21 protein-coding genes, 1 tRNA gene and 1 pseudogene are annotated in these 21,505 nt (G+C 42.8%); 11 read left to right on the forward strand and 12 right to left on the reverse strand.

The window, feature by feature from the left end; translation table 11 throughout:
* Positions 1 to 3: 3 nt before the first annotated feature.
* Positions 4 to 858: an alpha/beta fold hydrolase gene (locus SNE_RS07740; RefSeq protein WP_041418944.1), complete on the reverse strand. Its 855-nt coding sequence runs from the start codon at positions 856 to 858 to the stop codon at positions 4 to 6.
* Between the two features lie 124 nt (positions 859 to 982).
* Here SNE_RS07740 and SNE_RS07745 point away from each other — a divergent pair, with 124 nt between their 5' ends.
* From SNE_RS07745 to SNE_RS07795, 11 genes and pseudogenes are all read left to right on the forward strand, one after another.
* Positions 983 to 1,261, forward strand: coding sequence for a hypothetical protein (locus SNE_RS07745; protein WP_148258988.1), 279 nt, complete (start codon positions 983 to 985; stop codon positions 1,259 to 1,261).
* 20 nt (positions 1,262 to 1,281) lie between these two features.
* Positions 1,282 to 2,013 (forward strand): hypothetical protein, encoded by a 732-nt coding sequence (locus SNE_RS07750; protein ID WP_013943840.1) that lies wholly within the window; start codon positions 1,282 to 1,284, stop codon positions 2,011 to 2,013.
* Between the two features lie 3 nt (positions 2,014 to 2,016).
* A complete protein-coding gene (locus tag SNE_RS07755; RefSeq protein WP_013943841.1) occupies positions 2,017 to 2,304 on the forward strand; it encodes a hypothetical protein in 288 nt (95 codons plus the stop codon).
* On the forward strand, positions 2,301 to 2,801 hold the full coding sequence (locus tag SNE_RS07760; protein WP_013943842.1) for a hypothetical protein: 501 nt from the start codon (positions 2,301 to 2,303) through the stop codon (positions 2,799 to 2,801). Before SNE_RS07755 ends, SNE_RS07760 begins: the two co-directional genes overlap by 4 nt.
* 207 nt (positions 2,802 to 3,008) lie before the next feature.
* A complete protein-coding gene (gene tal, locus SNE_RS07765; RefSeq protein ID WP_013943844.1) occupies positions 3,009 to 3,959 on the forward strand; it encodes a transaldolase in 951 nt (316 codons plus the stop codon).
* 377 nt (positions 3,960 to 4,336) lie between these two features.
* Positions 4,337 to 4,687: a ribosomal protein L7/L12 gene (locus SNE_RS07770; protein ID WP_013943845.1), complete on the forward strand. Its 351-nt coding sequence runs from the start codon at positions 4,337 to 4,339 to the stop codon at positions 4,685 to 4,687.
* Between the two features lie 93 nt (positions 4,688 to 4,780).
* Positions 4,781 to 5,008: pseudogene (locus SNE_RS07775) on the forward strand (GTP-binding protein); the annotation flags it as partial.
* Positions 5,009 to 5,136: 128 nt separating this feature from the next.
* Positions 5,137 to 5,982 carry a DNA-formamidopyrimidine glycosylase family protein gene (locus SNE_RS07780; protein WP_013943847.1) on the forward strand — a complete coding sequence of 282 codons (846 nt, stop codon included), beginning with the start codon at positions 5,137 to 5,139 and terminating at the stop codon, positions 5,980 to 5,982.
* Complete coding sequence (locus tag SNE_RS07785) at positions 5,979 to 6,500, forward strand: lipocalin family protein (protein WP_013943848.1); 522 nt, start codon at positions 5,979 to 5,981, stop codon at positions 6,498 to 6,500. The genes SNE_RS07780 and SNE_RS07785 overlap by 4 nt, the downstream gene beginning before the upstream one ends.
* Positions 6,501 to 6,571: 71 nt before the next feature.
* Positions 6,572 to 7,996, forward strand: coding sequence for an adenylate/guanylate cyclase domain-containing protein (locus tag SNE_RS07790; protein WP_013943849.1), 1,425 nt, complete (start codon positions 6,572 to 6,574; stop codon positions 7,994 to 7,996).
* Positions 7,997 to 8,087: 91 nt separating this feature from the next.
* Positions 8,088 to 8,813 carry a hypothetical protein gene (locus SNE_RS07795; protein WP_013943850.1) on the forward strand — a complete coding sequence of 242 codons (726 nt, stop codon included), beginning with the start codon at positions 8,088 to 8,090 and terminating at the stop codon, positions 8,811 to 8,813.
* Positions 8,814 to 8,860: 47 nt separating this feature from the next.
* Here the strand turns inward: SNE_RS07795 and SNE_RS07800 are convergent, their stop codons facing one another.
* The 11 genes from SNE_RS07800 to SNE_RS07850 all read right to left on the reverse strand — a co-directional run bounded on the left by SNE_RS07800 (position 8,861) and on the right by SNE_RS07850 (position 21,451).
* On the reverse strand, positions 8,861 to 9,430 hold the full coding sequence (locus SNE_RS07800; RefSeq protein ID WP_013943851.1) for a GNAT family N-acetyltransferase: 570 nt from the start codon (positions 9,428 to 9,430) through the stop codon (positions 8,861 to 8,863).
* A 114-nt stretch (positions 9,431 to 9,544) separates the two neighbouring features.
* Entirely contained in the window at positions 9,545 to 10,246 is a 702-nt protein-coding gene (locus tag SNE_RS07805; protein ID WP_013943853.1) for a class I SAM-dependent methyltransferase, read from the reverse strand.
* Between the two features lie 43 nt (positions 10,247 to 10,289).
* Positions 10,290 to 14,456: a DNA-directed RNA polymerase subunit beta' gene (rpoC, locus tag SNE_RS07810; protein WP_013943854.1), complete on the reverse strand. Its 4,167-nt coding sequence runs from the start codon at positions 14,454 to 14,456 to the stop codon at positions 10,290 to 10,292.
* 34 nt (positions 14,457 to 14,490) lie between these two features.
* Complete coding sequence (gene rpoB, locus SNE_RS07815; protein WP_013943855.1) at positions 14,491 to 18,255, reverse strand: DNA-directed RNA polymerase subunit beta; 3,765 nt, start codon at positions 18,253 to 18,255, stop codon at positions 14,491 to 14,493.
* A 115-nt stretch (positions 18,256 to 18,370) separates the two neighbouring features.
* Positions 18,371 to 18,778, reverse strand: a complete 408-nt coding sequence (rplL, locus tag SNE_RS07820) for a 50S ribosomal protein L7/L12 (RefSeq protein ID WP_013943856.1) — start codon at positions 18,776 to 18,778, stop codon at positions 18,371 to 18,373.
* Between the two features lie 41 nt (positions 18,779 to 18,819).
* Positions 18,820 to 19,338 (reverse strand): 50S ribosomal protein L10, encoded by a 519-nt coding sequence (rplJ, locus tag SNE_RS07825; RefSeq protein ID WP_013943857.1) that lies wholly within the window; start codon positions 19,336 to 19,338, stop codon positions 18,820 to 18,822.
* A 14-nt stretch (positions 19,339 to 19,352) separates the two neighbouring features.
* Positions 19,353 to 20,051, reverse strand: coding sequence for a 50S ribosomal protein L1 (gene rplA, locus SNE_RS07830; protein ID WP_013943858.1), 699 nt, complete (start codon positions 20,049 to 20,051; stop codon positions 19,353 to 19,355).
* 8 nt (positions 20,052 to 20,059) lie between these two features.
* Positions 20,060 to 20,488 carry a 50S ribosomal protein L11 gene (rplK, locus tag SNE_RS07835; protein WP_013943859.1) on the reverse strand — a complete coding sequence of 143 codons (429 nt, stop codon included), beginning with the start codon at positions 20,486 to 20,488 and terminating at the stop codon, positions 20,060 to 20,062.
* A 26-nt stretch (positions 20,489 to 20,514) separates the two neighbouring features.
* Positions 20,515 to 21,066: a transcription termination/antitermination protein NusG gene (gene nusG, locus SNE_RS07840; RefSeq protein WP_041418949.1), complete on the reverse strand. Its 552-nt coding sequence runs from the start codon at positions 21,064 to 21,066 to the stop codon at positions 20,515 to 20,517.
* A gap of 18 nt (positions 21,067 to 21,084) precedes the next feature.
* Positions 21,085 to 21,372: a preprotein translocase subunit SecE gene (gene secE / locus SNE_RS12875; protein WP_013943861.1), complete on the reverse strand. Its 288-nt coding sequence runs from the start codon at positions 21,370 to 21,372 to the stop codon at positions 21,085 to 21,087.
* Positions 21,373 to 21,378: 6 nt separating this feature from the next.
* Positions 21,379 to 21,451 (reverse strand) — tRNA-Trp (locus SNE_RS07850).
* Positions 21,452 to 21,505 lie beyond the last annotated feature (54 nt).

Genomic DNA, 21,505 nt, shown 5'->3' on the forward strand with positions numbered 1-21,505 from the left:
AAATCAACCCACTACCAATTGGATAATCTTTTGATGGACTTCTTGATTGTAAAGAAGTTCAACATGTCCACAATCGGCTTGATAATAAGGGGTCAAAGAACGATCTGGGATGATCAAATCCCGTAAGCCATCGATTTCATAAATCTTTGCGAGCATTTCTTCAGGCAATTGCTCCCTTTCTTCTGGTAAAAGAGGCGAACCTAAACGAATCATCTTGTGGATTTCAGGGCGAAAGGTTTCCCACTTCTTAAGCTGTGTACAATACCCTTCATCTAGCTTGAATGTTTCGGGAGGAAGGGCTGCATAAAGAGAAAATTCAGCTCCTCGAGAGTGACCAATCACGATCACTCGAGGCATTTTTGCCCCATAAAGGTGTCGTATCTCATTGAGCTTCGCTTCAAATAGAGGAACGTCTTCAACGGTGAGTTCTCCATCATAGGAATTCAACGTAAACACATTTGGAATTCCTTTTTCTTGAAACGTTTTGGCAAGTGATGCCCAAACAGCTTGGTTCGACCCTTTTCCATGCAAAAGGAGAATGGCTGGCTTTTCTTTTTGCTCTTCGGTCAAGCTGATAGGATTCAAACCATAGTACTGAAACGTTTTTTCTTTTCCAGATGAAAGCCAGTAACCGGTAAAAAGAGCACTGCGCGTTTCTGCTAGAAGCGCTGCAAGTGCATTGGCCGTTTGTCTCCACTGATAATAGCGCAGGAAGTAAACCAATCGGGCAAGAGCCCCATAATACAAAGATTGGATGGCATGTGTTATTTCCCCCCAAATCGTTGTTGGCTCACGCAATTCCCAAAGGGGCATAGCAAGTGTTTCACTATCAATTGCTGTTGGCTTTCTAACAGTCACGACTTTTCTCCAAAGTTGGACAATCAAGAATAACAAATTGAAGAAAAAGATTCAATTTAGACTTTACCAGAAAACAAACATGAGGCAGTATTGATTCTTTAAAACGCTTATGACGGAAACTTTGATGAAAAAAGTCTTGAAAGTTTTAATAGCTTTTATCTTTGCAACGGCACCACTCCATCTATCTGCAACAGATCAAGCGCCTTCTGACTGTGACTATGAAGCTAACAGAGCCTATAAAGACGTCGACTGCCAACCTTTAGGTTACGGCGCGGACCAGGCTGCAAATTCTACCATCAACATGTCCATGATTGGCTGGGGGTTGGGACTTGCTCTTGCTATCGCGCTTGTTGCGGGAATTATTCATCAAAGTGCTGCGACCCATTCTAGCTCAAGTTCATAGCACCCCTCGGGGAAGGAAAAATGATGAAAAGGTTTCTACTACTTTGCTTTCTCTTCTTCTCATCACTTCTTTGCTCAAATCAGCCTCAATTTACTTTTTTTCAGCCTCCAGAAGGATGGCTCATGTCCAACCCCACACATTTAGAAGATGGGCTTAAGATTGGGTTTGTCCAATCCCAGCGGAAAATTTTCACCCCAGCGATTAGCCTCTATATTGAAAAAATTCCCTGCGATGAAAAAACCTATCTAAATGCTGTGCTAAAAAACCATCGCTCAGACATCACTAAAAGTATACGCGGACTTGGACTTCTTCAAACCAAAAGTGGTAAGTCTCATCTTTTACAAATCGATACAAAAAGCAATTGGGGCAAAATTCGCATTCTTCAATCTATCCTCGTAAAAGAGGGATACGCCTACATCCAAACTGCCACCTGCTTGCGCGAAGACTTTTTAAAAATTAACCAAGAACTCTTGAAAAGTTTCCAATCTTTATGTGTTGCTGATGACCTCCCTTCTACTTTAGAAAATCATGAAGAGTTGGATAAAAAACTCGCTACCCTCTTAACGAGTTGGAAAAAACATCTCCAAACCGCTAAGGGAGAAAAAGAAGATCTATTTAAAGCAAATTTCTTTCAACGCAATCAATGGCTCCCGTTTACGGAGTACATCACCCATAACTACGCGGAATTTGGAATTTGTTGGCAGATATTAGCCATTCAATATGTCAAAGAACAACTAATGAGGATGTATTAAAAAATGAAAAAATGGACGTCTTATCTAGGAATGCTTTTACTCTCTTCAACGCTTATTGCAAATGAGCCTATTCCAACAGAGATCCAACTAGAAGACGATCCCTCAACAGAAGTCATCACCCCTTCTTGGGCTGTAGACCCTATTGGACCGCCATACTCTACAAAGGAACCTTCTCCTGAGATGATGCAAAATAAGAAAGCTGCTGCTGTCGTCATTGGAACTGCTGCTGCTGTCGTCATCGGCCTCTTAGTTTCAGGCCACAATACTGGAAAGAAAGCCCCCTCTTCATGAAACTTCTTCAATTAGTTGTGCTCATCACACTTGTTAGCTGCAGTCACAAAGAGCCGTGGCAACATTCGGCTATTCGCAACACCAATCCAAATTATGACATGGCAAAGCTCTCTTATGAAGCCGACTCACTCAACCGCGGGATTCGTCTCGAGCTGATCAGGCAAAGTCAAACAATCGAAGGTTATTTAAATGTCCTCACTTTTGAAATCCCCCCTCATGGAGAAAATCTACATCAAGCTGAAATCTCACTCATAGCAAATGGGAAAGAATTCTCCTTTCTGGTCGATCGCTTGGAGGGTGGTCAGCGTCTTCACTTGTCTGAAAAAGCTCTAGATAAACTCATCGAACTCTTTCAAAACTATGAGGAAGTCACAATCCATATTGCCCATTACACCCAAACATTTAGTTCGGTCTCTTTTGACAAGCAGTATCGCAAACTCTGCTTTAAACCACCTCGATTCATGCCTGAAAAATTTGTGACCTTTGAACTTTATTAAGAAAAACTTTATTGCTAAGATTAATAACCTAAGCTTTGGGTTTTTTCACCCATTCTCAGGGATTTTTCTCTTTCTTCCCAACCTTTTTGCCTTGAAAAGGACCATCGGCCCTTTACTTCGGCAAAAAGCTAGAGAATTTAAGAGAATTCTCTAGCTGAGAATAAGCAAAAAAATCAGAGCTCAGGTTAATAGAAATGAGGAGCTCATATGTCAAAATTCGATCATTTGAAAAAAATGACCACAATTGTCGCCGATACAGGTGAAATTGATGAGATCAAAAAATACAAGCCTACCGACGCCACAACTAACCCTTCACTGATTCTTAAAGCTGCAGAAATTGAAGAGTACAAACCCTTAATTGAAGATGCCGTCAAATATGGTAAGGCAAAAGGTGGAAATAACTCCCTTGAACTGATCATCACAAAAGTCTTTGTGAACTTTGGCGTCGAAATCCTCAAAATTGTTCCAGGTCGTGTTTCAACCGAAGTAGATGCTCGTCTCTCTTTTGATGTCGATGGCAGTATCAAGAAAGCTCACCAATACATCCAGCTCTACAAAGACGCTGGGATTGAAAAAGAGCGGGTCCTCATTAAACTTGCTTCAACCTGGGAAGGTGTCCAAGCAGCCCGCCAACTTGAAAAAGAAGGGATTCACTGCAACATGACGCTCATGTTTAATTTGGCTCAAGCAATTGCCTGCGCTGAAGCAAATGCAACACTCATCTCCCCTTTCGTAGGACGCATTCTCGACTGGTATAAAAAAGCAGAGGGAAAAGAGGGGTATCCTCCAGACGAAGACCCAGGAGTCCTCTCTGTCACGACTATCTTCAACTACTACAAGAAGTTTGGCCACAAAACCCAAATCATGGGCGCTAGCTTCCGAAATATGGATGAAATCATCGAACTTGCTGGGTGTGACCTACTTACCATTGCCCCAAAGCTCCTCAAAGAGCTCTCAGATGCAGAAGGGGCCGTTCCACGCAAACTTTGTTCTGACAAAGCTAAGGGGATGAATCTCGAAAAGATCGACGTCGATGAAAAGGCCTTCCGATGGATGGTCAATGACGATGCCATGGCCACAGAGAAACTAGCAGAAGGAATCCGTAACTTTGCTAAAGACACGGTGAAGCTTGAAAAAATGATTCAACTACTTATGTGATTTTTATAAACCTTTCATCCTAAAAGACTTGAAATCATGAAAATTCGTTAAGCTGTTATTTACCAGCTGTTTGAAACAAGTTTGCAAAATATTAATATTATGTTAATATTAATATACGGGGAGCAAACTGTTCAAATCACCCAAAATTGTTTCTATTGGTTTCATAATATAGTCATAGACAGAATACGAACAATCAAATGGGTACATGATCCCCTTTCAGAAGAAAGGTTAGGCATGTATGCAACGTTCTATTCTGGTGACTATGGAAGAAACTGACACTCATAGATTTCCAAGCCAATCCAGAGAGTTTTTTAAGTTCAATTGATCTTCGCATATTGATGTGAAAATGAATTGAATTTAAGAACAAAAAAAAGAGTATGGGAAAAAGTATGGATATTCAAAGTGTTAACAACCAGAATCTTAACTCAGGATTTACCGAGCTGCAAAGTCAAATATCTTCATCTGATAGCGCGACAGCTGCTCTAAATCAACAACTTAGCCAGTTGCAAGATGCGCTTAATGCTACAGCAAATCCTGAACAAGGTAATAGCAATAAGTCTAATTTTATTAACAATGTCCATACAGACGTTCATAATATCATTAGGAATATTCACGAAACCTCGAATCTCGGATTAAAAGAGGCCAAAGACCTCATTGACAACGCCCCTAAATCTGTAGACAAGTCAGACGCTCAATCTCTAGAGAATCAGTTCCATCAAATGAGTTAATCAATATTGCTGGTAACTCTCTCTATTGAGCCAATAGAGGGAGATGAGAAAATGAACTGAGTTTAAGAACAATAATAAGAGTATGGGGAAAATATGGATATTCAAAACACTAACCTTCAAAACATTAACTCAATTGTTGGCGAACAGCAACAATCTCAAATCTCAGCATCTGATAGTGCAACTGCTGTTCTAAATCAACAACTTAATAGCCTCTATGGAGAGTCTGAAAAATTCAGTGAAAATAGCCATTTTGCCCATATTGAATGCCCTGGACATACTGATTACGCCAAGAACATGATAACAGGTGCGGCCCAAATGAACTGATCAACTCTCGGAATAACAACAGACACAACGAAAGAAAGCTCAATCTCACAAATCGAACCGATTATTTGCTGGGCAGCGCCTTCAATCTATTGCTTCAATCTCTATGACTAGATTATTCTCTCACCATGCCAGAATATTACGAAGTCAAACGCATTTGCTGTTACCTGCAAGAAGCGGGAATTGAAGGAAGCACTATTCAAAGTATAGAGCTATTTCCCGGTTCGGAAATTCTGCTCAAGCAATTTTCCCTCACGAAATGGGAAAAACTGCTAAAAAACGAAAAAATTCTCTCGATTCAAACCAAAGCAAAATACACTTTCCTTCAACTCAGTCATGGAGCAATGGTTTGGCACTACCGATTTACAGGAATTCCTCATATGGAGGGGCAAAACTATGAGACCAAACTCTACACAATCTTCAATTTACCAGTTGACGGCAGTATGCAGTATTGTCGGTTCAAACTTCAACTAGATGGAAACAAAATACTTTCCTACCTCGACACCCGATGCCTATCCGATATCAAATTCTACCCCAATGCTCATATCGGTAAACTGGAGATTTACCAAAAACTTGCCCCTGATATCGGTCACTTCCAACCACAACCTTATTCGATGTGGAAAATGCAACTAAACAAGCGCAAACGTGATTTGAAGCTCGAGCTTCAAGATCAATTCACAACGCCGTCTGGAATCGGTAATTACCTTGCCTGCGAAATTTTAGCCTATGCCAAACTAAATCCCTGGATTTCTGTTTCTCACATAACAGAAGCCCAATACGGCCAGCTCTGTCAGGCAATTGCTGCGGTGCAGGAGCTTTGTAAAAAAAATGCACACTACAATTGGTTTCGCGTATTTAACCAGCAAAAGTGCGCCGCCTGTAATCAGCTAGTTCTCAGGCAAAAGCATCGTTTAAGTCGTTCTAGTCAAACAACTCACTACTGTCCCAACTGCCAACAGGAGACCCCTAAATGAAAAAAATCTTTACCCTGCTTCTTAGTTATTTTGTAGGATGCGCTTATCTACATGGAGAGGTCAAGACAATGGAATCTGTTGACTTAAGCCGCTACCTCGGTCAATGGTATGAAATTGCCCTTTTACCTAACCGGTTTCAGAAAAAATGCATAGAGGGTGCTATTGCAAAGTACTCTTTCCTCAATGATGGCCTTATTAAAGTTATCAACTCCTGTAAAACTCGAAAAGGTGACTCTCAAGCAACGGGTGTTGCATGGGTTGTCGATCATGAGACAAATGCCAAATTGAAAGTGAGCTTTGTTCCCCTAGCGCGCTACTTTCAGTGGTTTGGGGGAGATTATTGGATCCTATATGTCGATCCAGATTATCAGTTTGCTGTGGTAGGAGATCCCTCTCGTAAATATCTATGGCTTCTAGCTAGAAATCCTTCCGTCTCTGAAGAAGTGTATCATAAATTTTTAACAGTAGCCTCTGAAAATGCATTTGATACAAAAAAAATTGTTCGGGTTCGCCCTTGATGATTTTTTGCTGAAGAAAAAAAGCTAAATGAGTAGGTTGAAAATAAAGACCGATTTACTTCACAGGCTTCATGAAGCTCCATTTAAAAAAAGATCGCTTTCTCACCTACTTCTTTGTATTTCTTGGGATACTCATTCTCTCTCTTTTTTCTTGTTTGATTGTCCTTCAACACCTCTCTAAACTTCAAATTATGAGCGCAAACGATCGGTATGAGTCTTTCCTCCTCGCTCAAGAGTTACGAGAAGGCTCGGATAATTTGACCAAAATGGTCCGCTTATATGTCATGACTGGCGACCCAAAATACCGAAAATATTTTGAGCAAATTTTAGCAATCCGAAACGGAGAAGAAGCTCGCCCTGCAAATTATTTTGGAAGGATCTATTGGGATTTAATCATTCCTGAAGACACTCCAAGCGAAAACCCCGGTATTGAAAAAAAATCCTTGAAGCAACTCATGCTTGAACAGGGATTCACTCTCGAAGAGTTCGCCCTTCTCGATAAAGCCGAAGAGAAAAGTAACGCACTTGCAAAGATAGAAACCAAAGCTATGGATGCTGTCGAAGGGAAGTATGTGGATGAGGAAGGAAAAATCGTTTCTGGCTCTCCCAACCGAGAACTAGCGCAAAAAATGGTCTTTGGAAAGGCATATCTCGAGTATAAAAAAGATATAATGATCCCTTTGGATGAATTCTTACAAAAAGTCGAGAAACGAACAGAAAAAAGAAACAAAGAACTCAATCACAAAGTCTTACTCGTCATCTCAATTGCCATTCTTCTTGCGCTCTTTTCCACAATTGTCATGATCATTTCGATTTACCGGGCTCTCAGTTCCCTTGCGAAAACTACGAGTGATACCGAACTCCTCCTCTTAAACGTCCTCCCCTCTCCCATTGCCGATCGTCTGAAACACGGTGAAGAACCGATTGCCGATGAAATCCCTCAAGCTAGTGTCTTATTTGCTGACATCGTCGGATTCACCAATACGACCCTCAAATATGGCGCTTCCAAAATGGTCATGCTCTTAAACCAGCTTTTCGATACGTTCGATCTCCTCTCCGATCAATACGGAGTCGAAAAGGTCAAAACCATTGGGGACAATTACATGGCTGTTTCAGGAGTACCAGAGCAAGTTCCAGACCATGCTATTCGTATGGCTAACTTTGCCCTTGCTATCTTAGAAAAAGTAAAAGAATTCAATGACACCCATAAGCTCAACTTTGAGTTACGTATCGGGATGACCTATGGTTCTGTTATTGCTGGTGTCATAGGTCATAAAAAATTTATCTATGACGTCTGGGGCGATGTCGTCAACATTGCCAGCCGGATGGAATCCACAGGTGAATCTGGTAAGATCCAAATCACAGATAAGATGGCCATGATGCTTTCAGAGAAATTCGAGGTTCAAGAGCGGAAAGAAGTCGATGTAAGTGGCATTGGCAAAATAAAAACATTCTTCCTCATCGGGAAAAAAGGCCCTCCATCAGCTAAAGTCTAAGACATTTAAGCAGTATACAAATTCTGGAAATCTACTCGTAGTTTTGCTAAATTGCGCGATGTTTTACTGATTTCAAAATAGGTAGGGAAAAATGTCAGTACCAAAAACAATACCTCCTTCAAGCCAAATTTTTGTTGGGTTTGATGCAGAAGGAAATGCGAATCGTTTAGATATTGTTCAAAATCCAATTAGATTAGACCAAATTGCGCTTCAATGTATTAAAGCAACTGCGATGCGCCACCTCATCGAATTTGGACTCAATGTAATTAATGTAACTTTTCTCTTTATCGCTACTACAGATGCTAGAATTACAAATATGAGTTCTTGGTGTGCAGCTTTAACTCCAGCTTTTCATAGTTGTTTCAGCGTTACATCTTTAGTCACAACGTTTGTCGCAATTTCTCTCGCAAACTTGATATTACTAAGGCTTAGTCAATCTACAGTCCATCAAAAGAATTTTCATACTGAGAAAATTTCTTATATTGCAACAGCTGTTGCATTGGCTCGCTTGTATACAGAGGATCTCATTTCAGGACGCTTAGACACTTTAAATTACAATGCGATGTACTTCGCTGGAAGCAATATCACTCCAGACGCCGTTATTTTAATATCTTTGTGTACAAACCTAATGGCATTTGGGCTTGCTTTCTTAGGACATCTCATCAAAGAATACATGATATCCGGAATTTCATGCTCTGTATTCCCGGTTGAAGAAAAAGTCAATACACGCAATGGTCTCATCGAAAGAGCTAGCATCTTATATATCGATGGGAAAAACGAACAATGCGAATATTCTAGGGAACTTAAAGCAGAGTAGCTAACTCAAGACATTGTCCCTTAGTTTCTAACCTAAGGGACTTTCTTTTATTTTACGATTTCATAGCCAACATAGCGAGAGGGATCATATCCTTCATGCATGTAGGTGCATCGCTTGAAACCGAGAGATTCAAAAAAGGTCATACTGGCGGTATTGAAAACGCGAGTGATCGCTACGATACGCCTGCTTTCTGGAAGGTTTGCATGGGCAACTTTGGCCATCCCTGTTCCTATGGAGTGGCGGAGGTAATCAGGATGGATTGCCATTTGGCGCCCATAGACTTCTTCAGGGTAATGCGTCAGATCGAGAATGAGAAGTCCAATGACTTTCCCCTCTTCTTTTGCAATAAGCCAATGAACAGGTTCTCCTTGAAAGAAGAGGAGCAATTCCTCATCAATCGCTTCCTCGAGGAAGGCTTCTTTGTTTTCGACTCCAATTTTTTCAAGAGGGACAGGACCGTAAGCCACTAAAAAGCTCTTGATAAAGAGCTCACGAGCGGCTTCAAAATCGGGTAGATGATTCCATTCATAGGAGATATTTCCTTCTTGATGATCTTGGAGATTGACTCCCCAAGCCACTTGAAAAGCGAGTAGCAGTAGCAGCGCAATTTTTTTCATTTTCAGTTCCCTTTTAGCGGTTAGCAAAACATTGAAAAACGCGAGCAGGATTGTGATTCATCGTTTTGAAGTCCAACTGCTCGAACCATTGAATATTGAAGGCATCCAGCAACTTCATAACCTGGACTCAGGGTTTATTTTGCTTAGTCTCAGGAGAGAGAGTTCTCTTAAATTCTCGGTATTTTTGCCGATGGGAAGGGCCAAACGGTCCTTTTCGAGGTAAAAAGGCTGAGAAGAAAGAGAAAAATCCCTGAGAATGAGTGAAATAAACCCAGAGTTCAGGTTCATAATCGCTCCTGTTTGAAAATGAGGTACAGTGAGGCCTTCAGTAGTGGTGTAGACTCCCCATTCTCCGTGATCATTGAACCCTTGCTCATATTTCTTGAGGCTGGAGGGATGATTAGAGAGGAGAAAATCAAAGAGGTAGAGGGTTCCTCCGTTCTTGAGTACTCTATGAAACTCATGAAATAGGCTTGAGAGCTCTTCTTTGCCCGTTAGACAGCATAAAATGGTTGAAGCAATGAGAAGGTCAGCTTTTTCGTCAGAAAGAGGAATATGGCCGCTATTAGGGATATGTCGAAGGTCGAGACTGGGGTAAAGAGCCTTGCCACGCTCAACCATTTTAGAAGAGTAGTCAAAGCCAAGAAGGTTTGTAAAACCTACCTGTTGCATTTGTTTCAGCAGTCTACCATAGCCGCATCCGTATTCGACAACAAGAGCATCTTTGGAGAAAAGTGTTTTGAGTTTTTCGAGAGGAAAAGGATCTTCAAACTCTTTTTGAAAGCCGATCGTTCCCCAGTAAGTTTGTCCGTCCATGTTGCCTTCAAAAAAAAAGCGGGCTCTTTGAGCCCGCTATAGATTAATAGCTCGAGAAAGCAAAGTCGAGAATATCGCCTTCGTCTGGCTCGACGAGTTTTTTAACCCGTTTTTGGTAGTCGTGGAAACCTGTTCCTCCAGGAATCATGTGCCCCATAATGAGGTTTGCCTTGAAGTCGAGGAGGTAATCGTTCTTTCCTTCGCATGCTGCATCTGTGAGAACGCGCGTTGTCTCCTGGAAGGAGGCGGCAGATACAAACGATTCGGTTCCAAGTGAAGCCTTAGTGATTCCAAGAAGGACGGGGGCTGCTTGCGCAGGCTTCCCACCTTCATCGATCACCTTTGAATTTTGTTCGTGGAACATCTTCTTGTCAACGTTTTCACCGTACAAGAAGGTCGTATCACCTGGATCAGTTACGCGCACTTTTTGGAGCATTTGACGCACGATAATTTCGATGTGTTTATCGTTGATGTCAACCCCTTGAAGGCGATAAACCTCTTGGACTTGGTTCACGAGATACTTTTGCAGCTCTCGGACACCGCAAATCTCCAAAATCTCTTGGGGAACGACAAGTCCATCAGTGAGCTGTTGTCCTTTCACAACACTGTCACCACGTTGAATCACTAAGTGTTTCGTAAGCGGGATGAGGTGCTCTTCTTCCATGCCAGTGTCTTCATCACGTACGACAACAATCCGCTTGCTCTTCTGAACACCTTTGAAGTCTACAATTCCATCGATCTTGGCAATTTCAGCAGCTTCGCGTGGACGACGTGCTTCAAAGAGCTCTGCAACACGAGGAAGACCTCCGGTAATATCCTTGGTCTTGATCGCTCCGCGAGGTAGACGTGCGAGGATTTCCCCGGCATCTACTTTTTGCCCATCAGCAACAGAGATAAGAGCTCCAGATGGAATCGCATAGGTACCAATGAGCTTTTCGTAATTTTCATCGGCGTAAATGACGATTTGAGGATGCAGTTCTCCACGGTGTTGGCGAACAACAAGCTCTGTTTGTCCTGTTTGCTTGTTGACATCGCGTATCGTTGAAATCCCTTCAACGAGATCTTCGTACTTCACGAATCCAGGCTTTTCACAAATAATTGGGATGTTGTGCTGTTCCCAGTAACCGATCCGATCGCCCTTCTTCACTTTTGAACCGTCTTCGAGAACAAGCTGGGTTCCGAGTTCAGCGCTGTAAGTTTGAAGTGGTTCGATCGATTTTGTACTGAGAAGTTTTTTATACTCTTCAAGACTTCGTCCTTCATCACGCACCACATGGACAAAACCATTTTTGTTGAGAACGAGGAAAATCCCTGCTTTGTTCTTTACAGTACGCAAGTCTTGATAGACGAGTATCCCGTCTTTTTCAGCAACGAGGTCTGGTGTTGCATGCGCCGCTGCAATCCCCCCTAAGTGGAAGGTACGCATCGTGAGCTGTGTTCCAGGTTCCCCGATTGACTGAGCGGCAATAATTCCAACAGCTTCCCCATGAGCCACATTGCGGCCGTTCGCTAAGTTCAGACCATAGCAACGTGAGCAAACACCACGACGGGTTTCACAAGTGAGTGTTGAACGGATCTTAACGCTTTCAATTCCCGCATCGTCGATCTCAGCTGCTTGTAGAGCATTGAGAACATTACCAGCACGTGCAAGAATTTTTGTTTGGTCTCCAGGCATGTAAACATCATCACAAACCGCTCGTCCAAAAATACGATCTTTAATAGGGAGGAGTTCCTCTTGACCTTGCTTGATCGCTGCAACTTCAATTCCATTCAGTGTGCCGCAATCATCTTCTGTCACAAGAACATCTTGAGCAACGTCAACAAGGCGACGTGTCAAGTAACCAGAGTCAGCTGTCTTAAGGGCTGTATCGGCAAGACCTTTACGCGCACCATGCGACGAGATAAAGAACTCGAGTACGCTCAATCCCTCGCGGAAATTTGAGGTAATCGGAGATTCAATAATCTCACCAGAAGGTTTCGCCATGAGTCCTCGAAGAGCTCCGAGCTGTTTAACTTGAGATTTGTTGCCTCGCGCACCTGAGTCCATCATGAGATAAAGAGGATTTAGGACAGTTCCTGCAGGCTCGCTGATCATTTTAAAGAGATGATCGGCCAAAACTTCGGTGATATCGGTCCAAATACTAATGATCTTTGAATGTCTTTCACCTTCGGTGATGATCCCGTCTTCGTACTGCTTAATAACAACAGCAACTTTCTTTTGGGTCTGTTCCAAGATCTTCTGCTTGTCTTGAGGAATACAAACATCTTTGATTCCCATTGAAAGTGCTGCTTTTGTCGCCTGAGAAAACCCGAGGTTTTTCAGGTTGTCTAAGAAGCGTACACTTGCTTCAAGTCCCACTTTCTTGTAAGTTGCCAAGACGAGCTCACTCATCTTTTTCTTACGAAGCGCGTAGTTTTGGAAGCCAAGTTCTTTTGGAACGATGGTGTTAAAAATGACGCGACCAGGAGTCGTTTCAATGATTCCCGAGTCTAGACGGAGTTTAATCTTTTCATGAATGTGCAATCCACGTCCAAGGTCATCTCGACGCCCTTCTGTTGGAGCATTTTTTTCGTGCCAGTTAAAACTTCCGCCTGCTGCTAATGCAAGGAGAACTTCTTCGGATGAACCGAAGACACGCATTTGCTTCCCATGGTCTTCTGCAATGTAAATTGGATCATGCATCAAGTAGTATAGACCAAGGATCATATCCTGAGAAGGAACGGCTGCAGGTTTTCCCGATGAGGGCAAGAAGATATTATCAGGGGCCATCATGAGAAGTTTTGCTTCAAGTTGTGACTCGACAGATAGTGGAACGTGCACCGCCATTTGGTCTCCGTCGAAGTCGGCGTTGAAGGCCGTACAAACGAGAGGGTGAATACGGATCGCTTTACCTTCGATGAGGACAGGTTCAAACGCTTGAATCCCCAATCTATGAAGGGTTGGCGCACGGTTGAGGAGAACTGGGTGCCCTTTAATGATTTCTTCTAAAACATCCCAAACTTCTGGATCACCACGTTGAATCATCTTTTTTGCCGAGCGGATCGTATAAACCAGCCCACGAGCTTTCAGACGTTTGACAATGAATGGTTCAAAGAGCTCGAGTGCCATTTTCTTTGGAAGACCGCACTGATTAAAGTTTAGCTCAGGGCCAACGATAATGACCGAACGTCCAGAATAGTCAACACGCTTACCAAGAAGGTTCTGACGGAAACGCCCCTGTTTACCCTTGAGCATTTCTGAAAGGGCTTTTAAAGGTCTATTTCCAGCTCCCATAACAGGATGTCCATGACGACCATTATCGAATAGGGCATCAACAGCTTCTTGAAGCATCCGCTTTTCATTGCGGATGATGACATCGGGCGTTTTGAGTTTTAGGATCGACTTCAAACGGTTATTTCGGTTGATCACACGTCGGTATAAGTCGTTGAGGTCAGATGTCGCAAACCGGCCCCCATCAAGTGGTACAAGTGGTCTCAAGTCTGGCGGAATGACAGGAATGCAAGAAATGACCATCCAGTCAGGTTTGTTTGGAGAAGAGGTGAAGCTCTCAACGATCTTCAATCGCTTTGCGATTTTCATTCGAGCTTGCATCGAGCGCGTTTTGCGAAGCTTTTCTTTCAGCTCACTGATCATTACAATAAGATCTTCTTTTTCTAAAAGCTCTCGAATGGCGTCTCCACCCATGTTTGCTTTAAACGAGTCTGGACCCCATTTTTCCTGAGCTTCTCGGAATTCAGCATCGTTTAGAAGCTGTTTCCGCTCAAGAGTGGTCGCACCTGGATCTGTGACAACATACTCTTCATAATAAATGACCCGTTCTAAGTCAGAAACAGACATTCCTAGAATGTTTCCAATTCGGGAAGGTTGTGTTTTGAAGAACCAGATGTGAACAACGGGAACAGCAAGCTCGATGTGCGCCATTCTCTCACGGCGGACTTTTGAAAGAGTCACTTCAACACCACAGCGATCACAAATGATTCCTTTGTGCTTGATCTTTTTGTACTTTCCACAAGCACATTCCCAATCACGTGTGGGGCCGAAGATCTTTTCACAAAAGAGACCACCTTTTTCAGGTTTGAACGTCCGATAGTTGATCGTTTCGGGCTTTTTAATTTCCCCGCGCGACCACTCGTTCCGCATCACGTCATCCGAAGCGATCTTAATGCTTAATTTATCAAATTCCGATTCTTGAAAATCTTCTTCTTGCATGAACTTCTCCAAGGAGTTCCTAATTTTTTCTCATTTACCCTTCGGCAGCGCTTTCTGCACGTACATCAAGACATAGGCCTTGCATTTCTTTGACGAGAACGTTGAACGACTCAGGAGTTCCGGCCTTCAAGGTGTTATCGCCTTTAACAATCGATTCGTAGATGCGTGTTCTTCCAGAAACGTCGTCTGACTTAACAGTAAGCATCTCTTGTAGTAGATGGGCGGCACCGTAAGCTTCAAGAGCCCAGACCTCCATCTCTCCAAATCGTTGTCCACCCATTTGGGCCTTACCACCAAGTGGTTGTTGTGTCACAAGTGAGTAAGGTCCAATCGCACGGGCGTGGATCTTGTCGGCAACTAAGTGAGAGAGTTTGAGCATGTAGATATAGCCCACAACCACAGAGTTGTCGAAACGTTCGCCTGAACGGCCATCGTAAAGTGGCATTTTTCCACTTGATGGTAGCCCATATTCGGTCATCATTTCCCAAATACGATCTTCTGGGAAACCTTCAAATACGGGGCTCTTCACCCAAATTCCAGCTTTACGCGCTGCAATTCCGAGGTGGGTCTCAAGCAACTGTCCCATATTCATACGAGAAGGGACACCGAGAGGGTTTAAAATGATTTCGATTGTTTGTCCGTCAGAAAGATAGGGCATATCTGCTTCTGGAACGATATTGGAGACAACACCTTTGTTTCCATGGCGACCTGCCATTTTATCCCCGACTTGCAACTTCCGTTTTGTTGCAACGTAAACTTTTACTTGGCGGATTACGCCAGGGTCAAGTTCCGTATCCCCTTTACGCATGTACTCAACTTCGGATTTGTGTTCCATTTGAAGCTGCTGCATCGCTTTTTCATGTTCGCGCAAGACTTGCTTCAGTGTTTCGTACGTGTCATTTGGTGGGAAAATCAAGTGATCGGCATCTTCTGACTCGATCATTTCGAGTAAATCTTGGGTGATCTTTTCACCCTTTCTTACGATAACATCTCCTGTGATGCGATGCATGATTGAATCTGGTGCGTCGTCTCCAAGGAGAAGGGCTCCGAGTTTTTCATGGAATTGCATCAAGAGGTCTGCTTCTTTTTCCTTGTATTCTTTGTGGACATCTTTGATGCGAGTGGCTTCTTCAACCATTTCATCATCGGTTTTCGAAAGACGATCGCGTCGACTGAAAACTTTGACGTCCATGACAACCCCTTCCGTCCCTGGAGGCGCTGTCAAAGAGGCATCTTTAACATCCGCAGCTTTTTCTCCAAAAATTGCTCGAAGTAAGCGCTCTTCAGGAGAAAGTTCTGTTTCAGATTTTGGGGTGATTTTACCAACAAGAATGTCACCAGGTTTGACTTCGGCACCAATGCGGATAATGCCATCTTCACCAAGGTCAGCTAAAGCTTCTTCCGAAACGTTGGGAATATCGCGTGTGATTTCCTCTTTTCCAAGTTTAGTGTCTCGGGCTGTTAATTCAAATTCTTCAAGGTAAACCGAGGTGTAAGCATCGTCCTTAATGAGTTTTTCGGACATGATGATGGCATCCTCGTAGTTGTATCCACACCATGGCATGAACGCAACGAGAACGTTTTTCCCTAAAGCAACTTCTCCTTTATCGGTTGCTGGACCATCAGCAATCGTTTCCCCAGCTTTCACTTCATCTCCGACGGAGCAAAGTGGGGTCTGATTGATACAGGTTCCGGCATTCGAGCGGAGGAACTTTTTCAAAGTATAGGTCTTTTTGTTCATCCGGTTAGCTTTAGAAGCAATCACGATTTGGTACCCGTCAACATACTCGACAATTCCATCTTCTTCAGCAACAATAACCGCACCAGAGTCGCGAGCGGTACGCCACTCAAGTCCAGTTCCGACAATCGGAGCTTCTGCTTTAAGAAGAGGAACTGCTTGCCGTTGCATGTTTGATCCCATAAGGGCACGGTTCGCATCATCGTGTTCTAAGAACGGAATCAATCCTGTCACTACAGACACAAGCTGTTTGGACGAAACGTCCATGTGGGTGACTTTTTCAGTTTCAATCCTGAGAGGTTCTCCACGATAACGGGCCCACACGATTGGCTCGACAAACATGTTGTGTTCATCGAGTTCCGCAGATGCCTGTGCAATCACGCACTTTTCTTCTTGGTCGGCTGTCATGTACTCGATTTCTTCCGTGACAATGCCATCTCGGACGATCCGGTATGGAGTCTCGATGAATCCAAATTCATTGATTTTCGCATAAGAAGAAAGTGAAGTGATCAAACCAATGTTCGGTCCTTCAGGTGTCTCAATCGGGCAAACACGTCCATAGTGACTTGAGTGTACGTCGCGCACTTCAAACCCAGCACGTTCTCTGTTAAGACCTCCAGGTCCTAAAGACGAAAGGCGGCGTTTGTGTGTCAATTCAGCGATTGGATTCGTTTGATCCATGAATTGTGAAAGCTGAGAGCGTCCAAAAAAGTCTTTAAGAACCCCAGCAAGCCCTTTTGCTGAAACGAGTTTCCCTGGTGTTAGAGTATCTGAAGAAAAGTCAAAGAGGTTCATTCTTTCTTTGATGATTTTTTCCATCCGAGCAAGGCCAATTCGGCATTGGTTCTGGACGAGTTCTCCAACAGAGCGAACACGACGATTTGCTAAGTGGTCAATGTCATCAATTTGGGCTTCTTCGTCACCTGCTTTCAATCGAATAAGGTATTTAAGGGCATCTACGATGTCTTCTTTTTTCAAAGTGACAATTTCAAGATCCTCATCTGTTGTCTCACGCCCTAACTTGCGATTGAGCTTATAACGCCCAACTTTACCTAAGTTATACCGTTTAGGATCAAAGAAAAGACGCATAATAGTCGATCGTGCGTTTGAAAGTGTAGCTGGTTCACCAGGACGAATTTTACGGTAAAAGTCTTTAAGGGCTGATTCATATGAGTCAGTCGGATCTTTTGCAAGCATCTTAATGATCGGGCTAGTTTCGTCGGCATCTTCTGCAATGCGAATCGCAGTAATCCCAGCGTCAAGCATGCGCTTTAACATTGCCGTGGTGAGTTTTTCAGAAGCTTTGCCAAAAACTACGCCCGTGTCTTCTTCTAATACATCTTCTGCCAAGATTTTACCAACAAGTTTGGGGAAATCCTTGTCAGATTTGATTTTAACTCGGAAAGTGTTGAAAAATTCCTCGATAATGTCAGAATCGGATGAATAGCCAAGTGTTCGTATAAATGAGGTTGCGAGAACTTTGCGACGACGTTTTTTTCGGTCGACATAAACATAAATCAGATCGTTGATGTCGAACGAAGATTCAAGCCAACTTCCTCGGTATGGAATGATGCGGAAAGAGTAAAGAACGTTCCCTTTGGCATGCTTTTCTTGCTCAAACGAAATACCAGGTGAGCGGTGCAACTGAGAAACAATGACCCTTTCAGCTCCATTGATAATAAATGTTCCTTGGTCAGTCATGACTGGAACTGTTCCCATGTAGACTTCTTCTTCTTTAATCCCGGTTTCATCGGTCAATCGGAATTTCACTTTCAACGTCACATTGTAAGTGATTCCTCGTCTGATACATTCCTCGGGAGAGTACTTGGGAACTCCTAAGTTGTAGGAGAGATACTCTAGAGATGTTTTTTCATCATAAGATTTAATAGGGAATATTTCCTGAAAGACTTCTTCTAAGCCGATATTTTCACGTTCATGTGGCAATCGATCAGCCTGCAGGAACTGTTGAAAAGATTTAATCTGTATTTCGATAAGGTTTGGAAGATCGATAATTTCTTCTCGGCTAATAAAGCTCACCCGCTCTGGGGGTCTTTTAAGCATATAAATGCCTCCGTCTAGTTCTTCTGAAAGAGCAATAAATTAATATACGCGCAAGCAGAAACCCAACACTTAGGTTTCTGCTTACGTTCTAAGTCTGCGTAAGTTCTACTTAAACTTAGACACCTTTTAAGGCGACCTTTCCGCCTGCTTCTGTGATCTTCTTTTTGATCTCTTCAGCTTCAGCTTTTGGAGCTGAATCTTTTACAGGCTTAGGTGCTCCTTCAACCAACTCTTTTGCTTCTTTTAGTCCGAGTCCTGTGATTTCGCGAACGACTTTAATGATCGCGATTTTCTTATCTGCAGGAGCTTCTTCAAGAATCACTTGGAAGTCTGTTGCTTCTTCAGCAGCAGCGCTTTCGCCTGCAGCTGCGGCAGGTGCAGCCATCATCATCGGTGCGCCAGCAGCGGCTTTGACATCCCACTTTTCTTCAAGAGCTTTCTTCAGATTAGAAAGATCTAGGACTGAAAGTGCGCTCAATGTTTCTACGAGTTGTTCAATATTTGCTTCTTGTTGTTGTGCCACGGTTTATTCCCCTGATATGGTTCATATAATTCTTGTTTCAGTTACCCTTCTTCTTTCTGAATTTTATTCTCAACACAGTAAATCACACTGGTAAGAATTGCTTGAATGGTTCCCACAGTTTCCGACATCGGCGCGGCTAGCACACCGAGGAACTGCGCTCGCATCTCATCCTTGCTAGGCAACTTCGAAATTTCCTCAACCTCTTGAGGTGAGCAGATTTTCCCCTCGAAGCTCGCTCCGAGGATATCTATCATTTCAGAGTAGTTGTTTTTGTATTTGTATACGGTTTTTGTTGTTGTCACCGTATCTTCTCCAGAGTAGATAACGCCCAGATGACCAGAGATCATCGATTCGTCAATACTAAGACCTGCTTCCTGAGCAGCTTTAAGAAAGACACGTTTTTTGACTACATATAAAAACCCACCACCTTCTGAGATCGCATTGCGAAATTCAGATGTAAGATTAGGGTCCATTTTCTGATACTTCATCAAAACAAATCCAGGTGCATTTTTGATTTGCGCTTTGATTTCATCTAATAATAACTGTTTTTCCGGTCTCATAGCTCTTTGGTATCCTAACTTACTGATACAGAGTTTAGGTCAATTTTTAGGCCAGGTCCCATTGTCGTTGAGATGAACAATGAGCGCAAATACTGTCCTTTCGCAGTCGAAGGTTTTACTTTTGAAACTGCTTGGATAAATGCTTCAATGTTTTCAACGATATGCTCTTTGGTGAATGAAATTTTCGCAACGAAATTGTTGATAATTCCATTCTTATCGACCTTAAACTCGATTTTTCCTTTTTTAATATCTTCAACCGCTTTGGCTACATCAGTCGTTACGGTTCCTGCTTTAGGCGTAGGCATCAGACCTCTTGGTCCGAGAACTTTACCCAGTTTTCCAACTTCTCGCATCATGTCTGGTGTTGCAATGATCGCATCAAAATCGGTCCACCCATTTTTGATTTTTTCGATGAGATCTTGGTCGCCTATAAAGTCAGCTCCTACTTTTTCAGCCTCTTTCGCCTTGTCTCCTTTTGCAAGGACAACAACAACGACTTTTTTCCCAGTTCCATTTGGTAGTAAAACTGTACTGCGTACTTGCTGGTCTGATTTTTTTGGGTCAACTCCAATACTCAGAGCAACTTCAACCGATTCATCAAACTTTGGAGAAGGTGTTTTTTGGAGAATTTCTACTGCTTCTGTGAGAGTGTAACTTTTCCCCTTTTCAAATAACTTGTTAATCTCTTTAAATCTTTTTGTAGTCTTTGCCATGAGTGCTTTTATCCTTCTACAATATCTACACCCATTGAACGGGCAGTTCCTGCAACGACATTCGCAGCCGCTTCTTTTGAACTGACTCGCAAATCTGGGCCTTTAATTTCTGCGATTTTATTCACTTGCGATTTTGTGAGCTTTCCTACTTTATCTCTATTTGGTACAGCTGATCCCTTATCGATACCAAGCTCTTTTAAAATGAGTCTTGCCATCGGCGGTTTTTTTGTGATAAAGGTAAAGCTCTTATCGGAATAGACTATAATTTCAACTGGGAGGACATCACCAGCCTTATCTTGAGTTTTAGCATTAAATTCCTTGCAGAATGCCATGATATTCACACCAGCCGAACCAAGCGCCGGTCCAATTGGTGGAGCAGGGTTTGCTTTTCCTGCTGGAATCTGGAGCTTAATTTTCTTTTCGAATTTTTTCGCCATTTTCTTATTTATCCTGCCTACTTAATTTATTCCACTTGTACATCTGTAGGAACTTCTTCCACTTGCCAGAACTCGAGGTCATCCACACGGGTTTCCCTTCCAAAAATCGAAACCATGGCACTAAGGCGTCCTTTTTCATGGTTCACTTCAAGCACCGTTCCAATAAAGTTCACGAAGACCCCATCGGTGATCTTAACATGATCTCCCATAGAGATCTTATGTTTGTGAACAACTTCTCCTTTCCTATCTTGCAATTCTTTTAGAATTTCCTGGACTTCAACATCTGAAAGAGGAACTGGCTTTCCTCCTCCCATGAAATCAATGACTCCGTTTGTATCTTTAACATACATCCAGGCTTCGTCAGTCATCTTCATCTTGATGAGCGCATAACCCGGCCAGAGCCGTTTTTCGGTAATCTTTTGTTCACCCCTTTTAACCTCAGCAACATTCTCTGAGGGAACAAGAACTTCTTCGATCAGGTCGACCATGCCCTTTGTTACACGGTTTTCTTCTAGGTTTTTCTTCACCTTTTTTTCCTGACCAGACATCACTTGAATTACGTACCAATGACTATCCATCTATTCCCTTTTATGCTCTTAACTGATGAGGCGAATGAGGCTGCCCATGCCTTGTAATACGTACCGAATAAAAAGGTCGACAACATAGATACTGAGTCCTAAAGCAAAAATCGCCCCAATGACAATCTTCGTACATGTCGTTAATTCTTCTTTTGTTGTCCAAGAGACCTTTTTCATCTCCTCTTTCATCTCTTGAAAGAAATGAGTTTTCTTGGTCTTTGCCTTTTTCTTTTTGGCCGCACTCAGCTCTGCAATCTTTTGAGAGACCGACATATCTGGCTTTCTCTTATTCTTCATGTAGTTCATTTATTGCGAGTGCGGAGGGATTCGAACCCCCGACCGACGACTTTGGAGATCGTTGCTCTACCAACTGAGCTACACACCCATATTTCCCTTGTTAAAGGGAAGAGGTCACTCTTATCAGAGAGACCTCTCACTT

The sequence above is a fragment of the Simkania negevensis Z genome, from assembly GCF_000237205.1.
Classification (GTDB): Bacteria; Chlamydiota; Chlamydiia; order Chlamydiales; family Simkaniaceae; genus Simkania; species Simkania negevensis.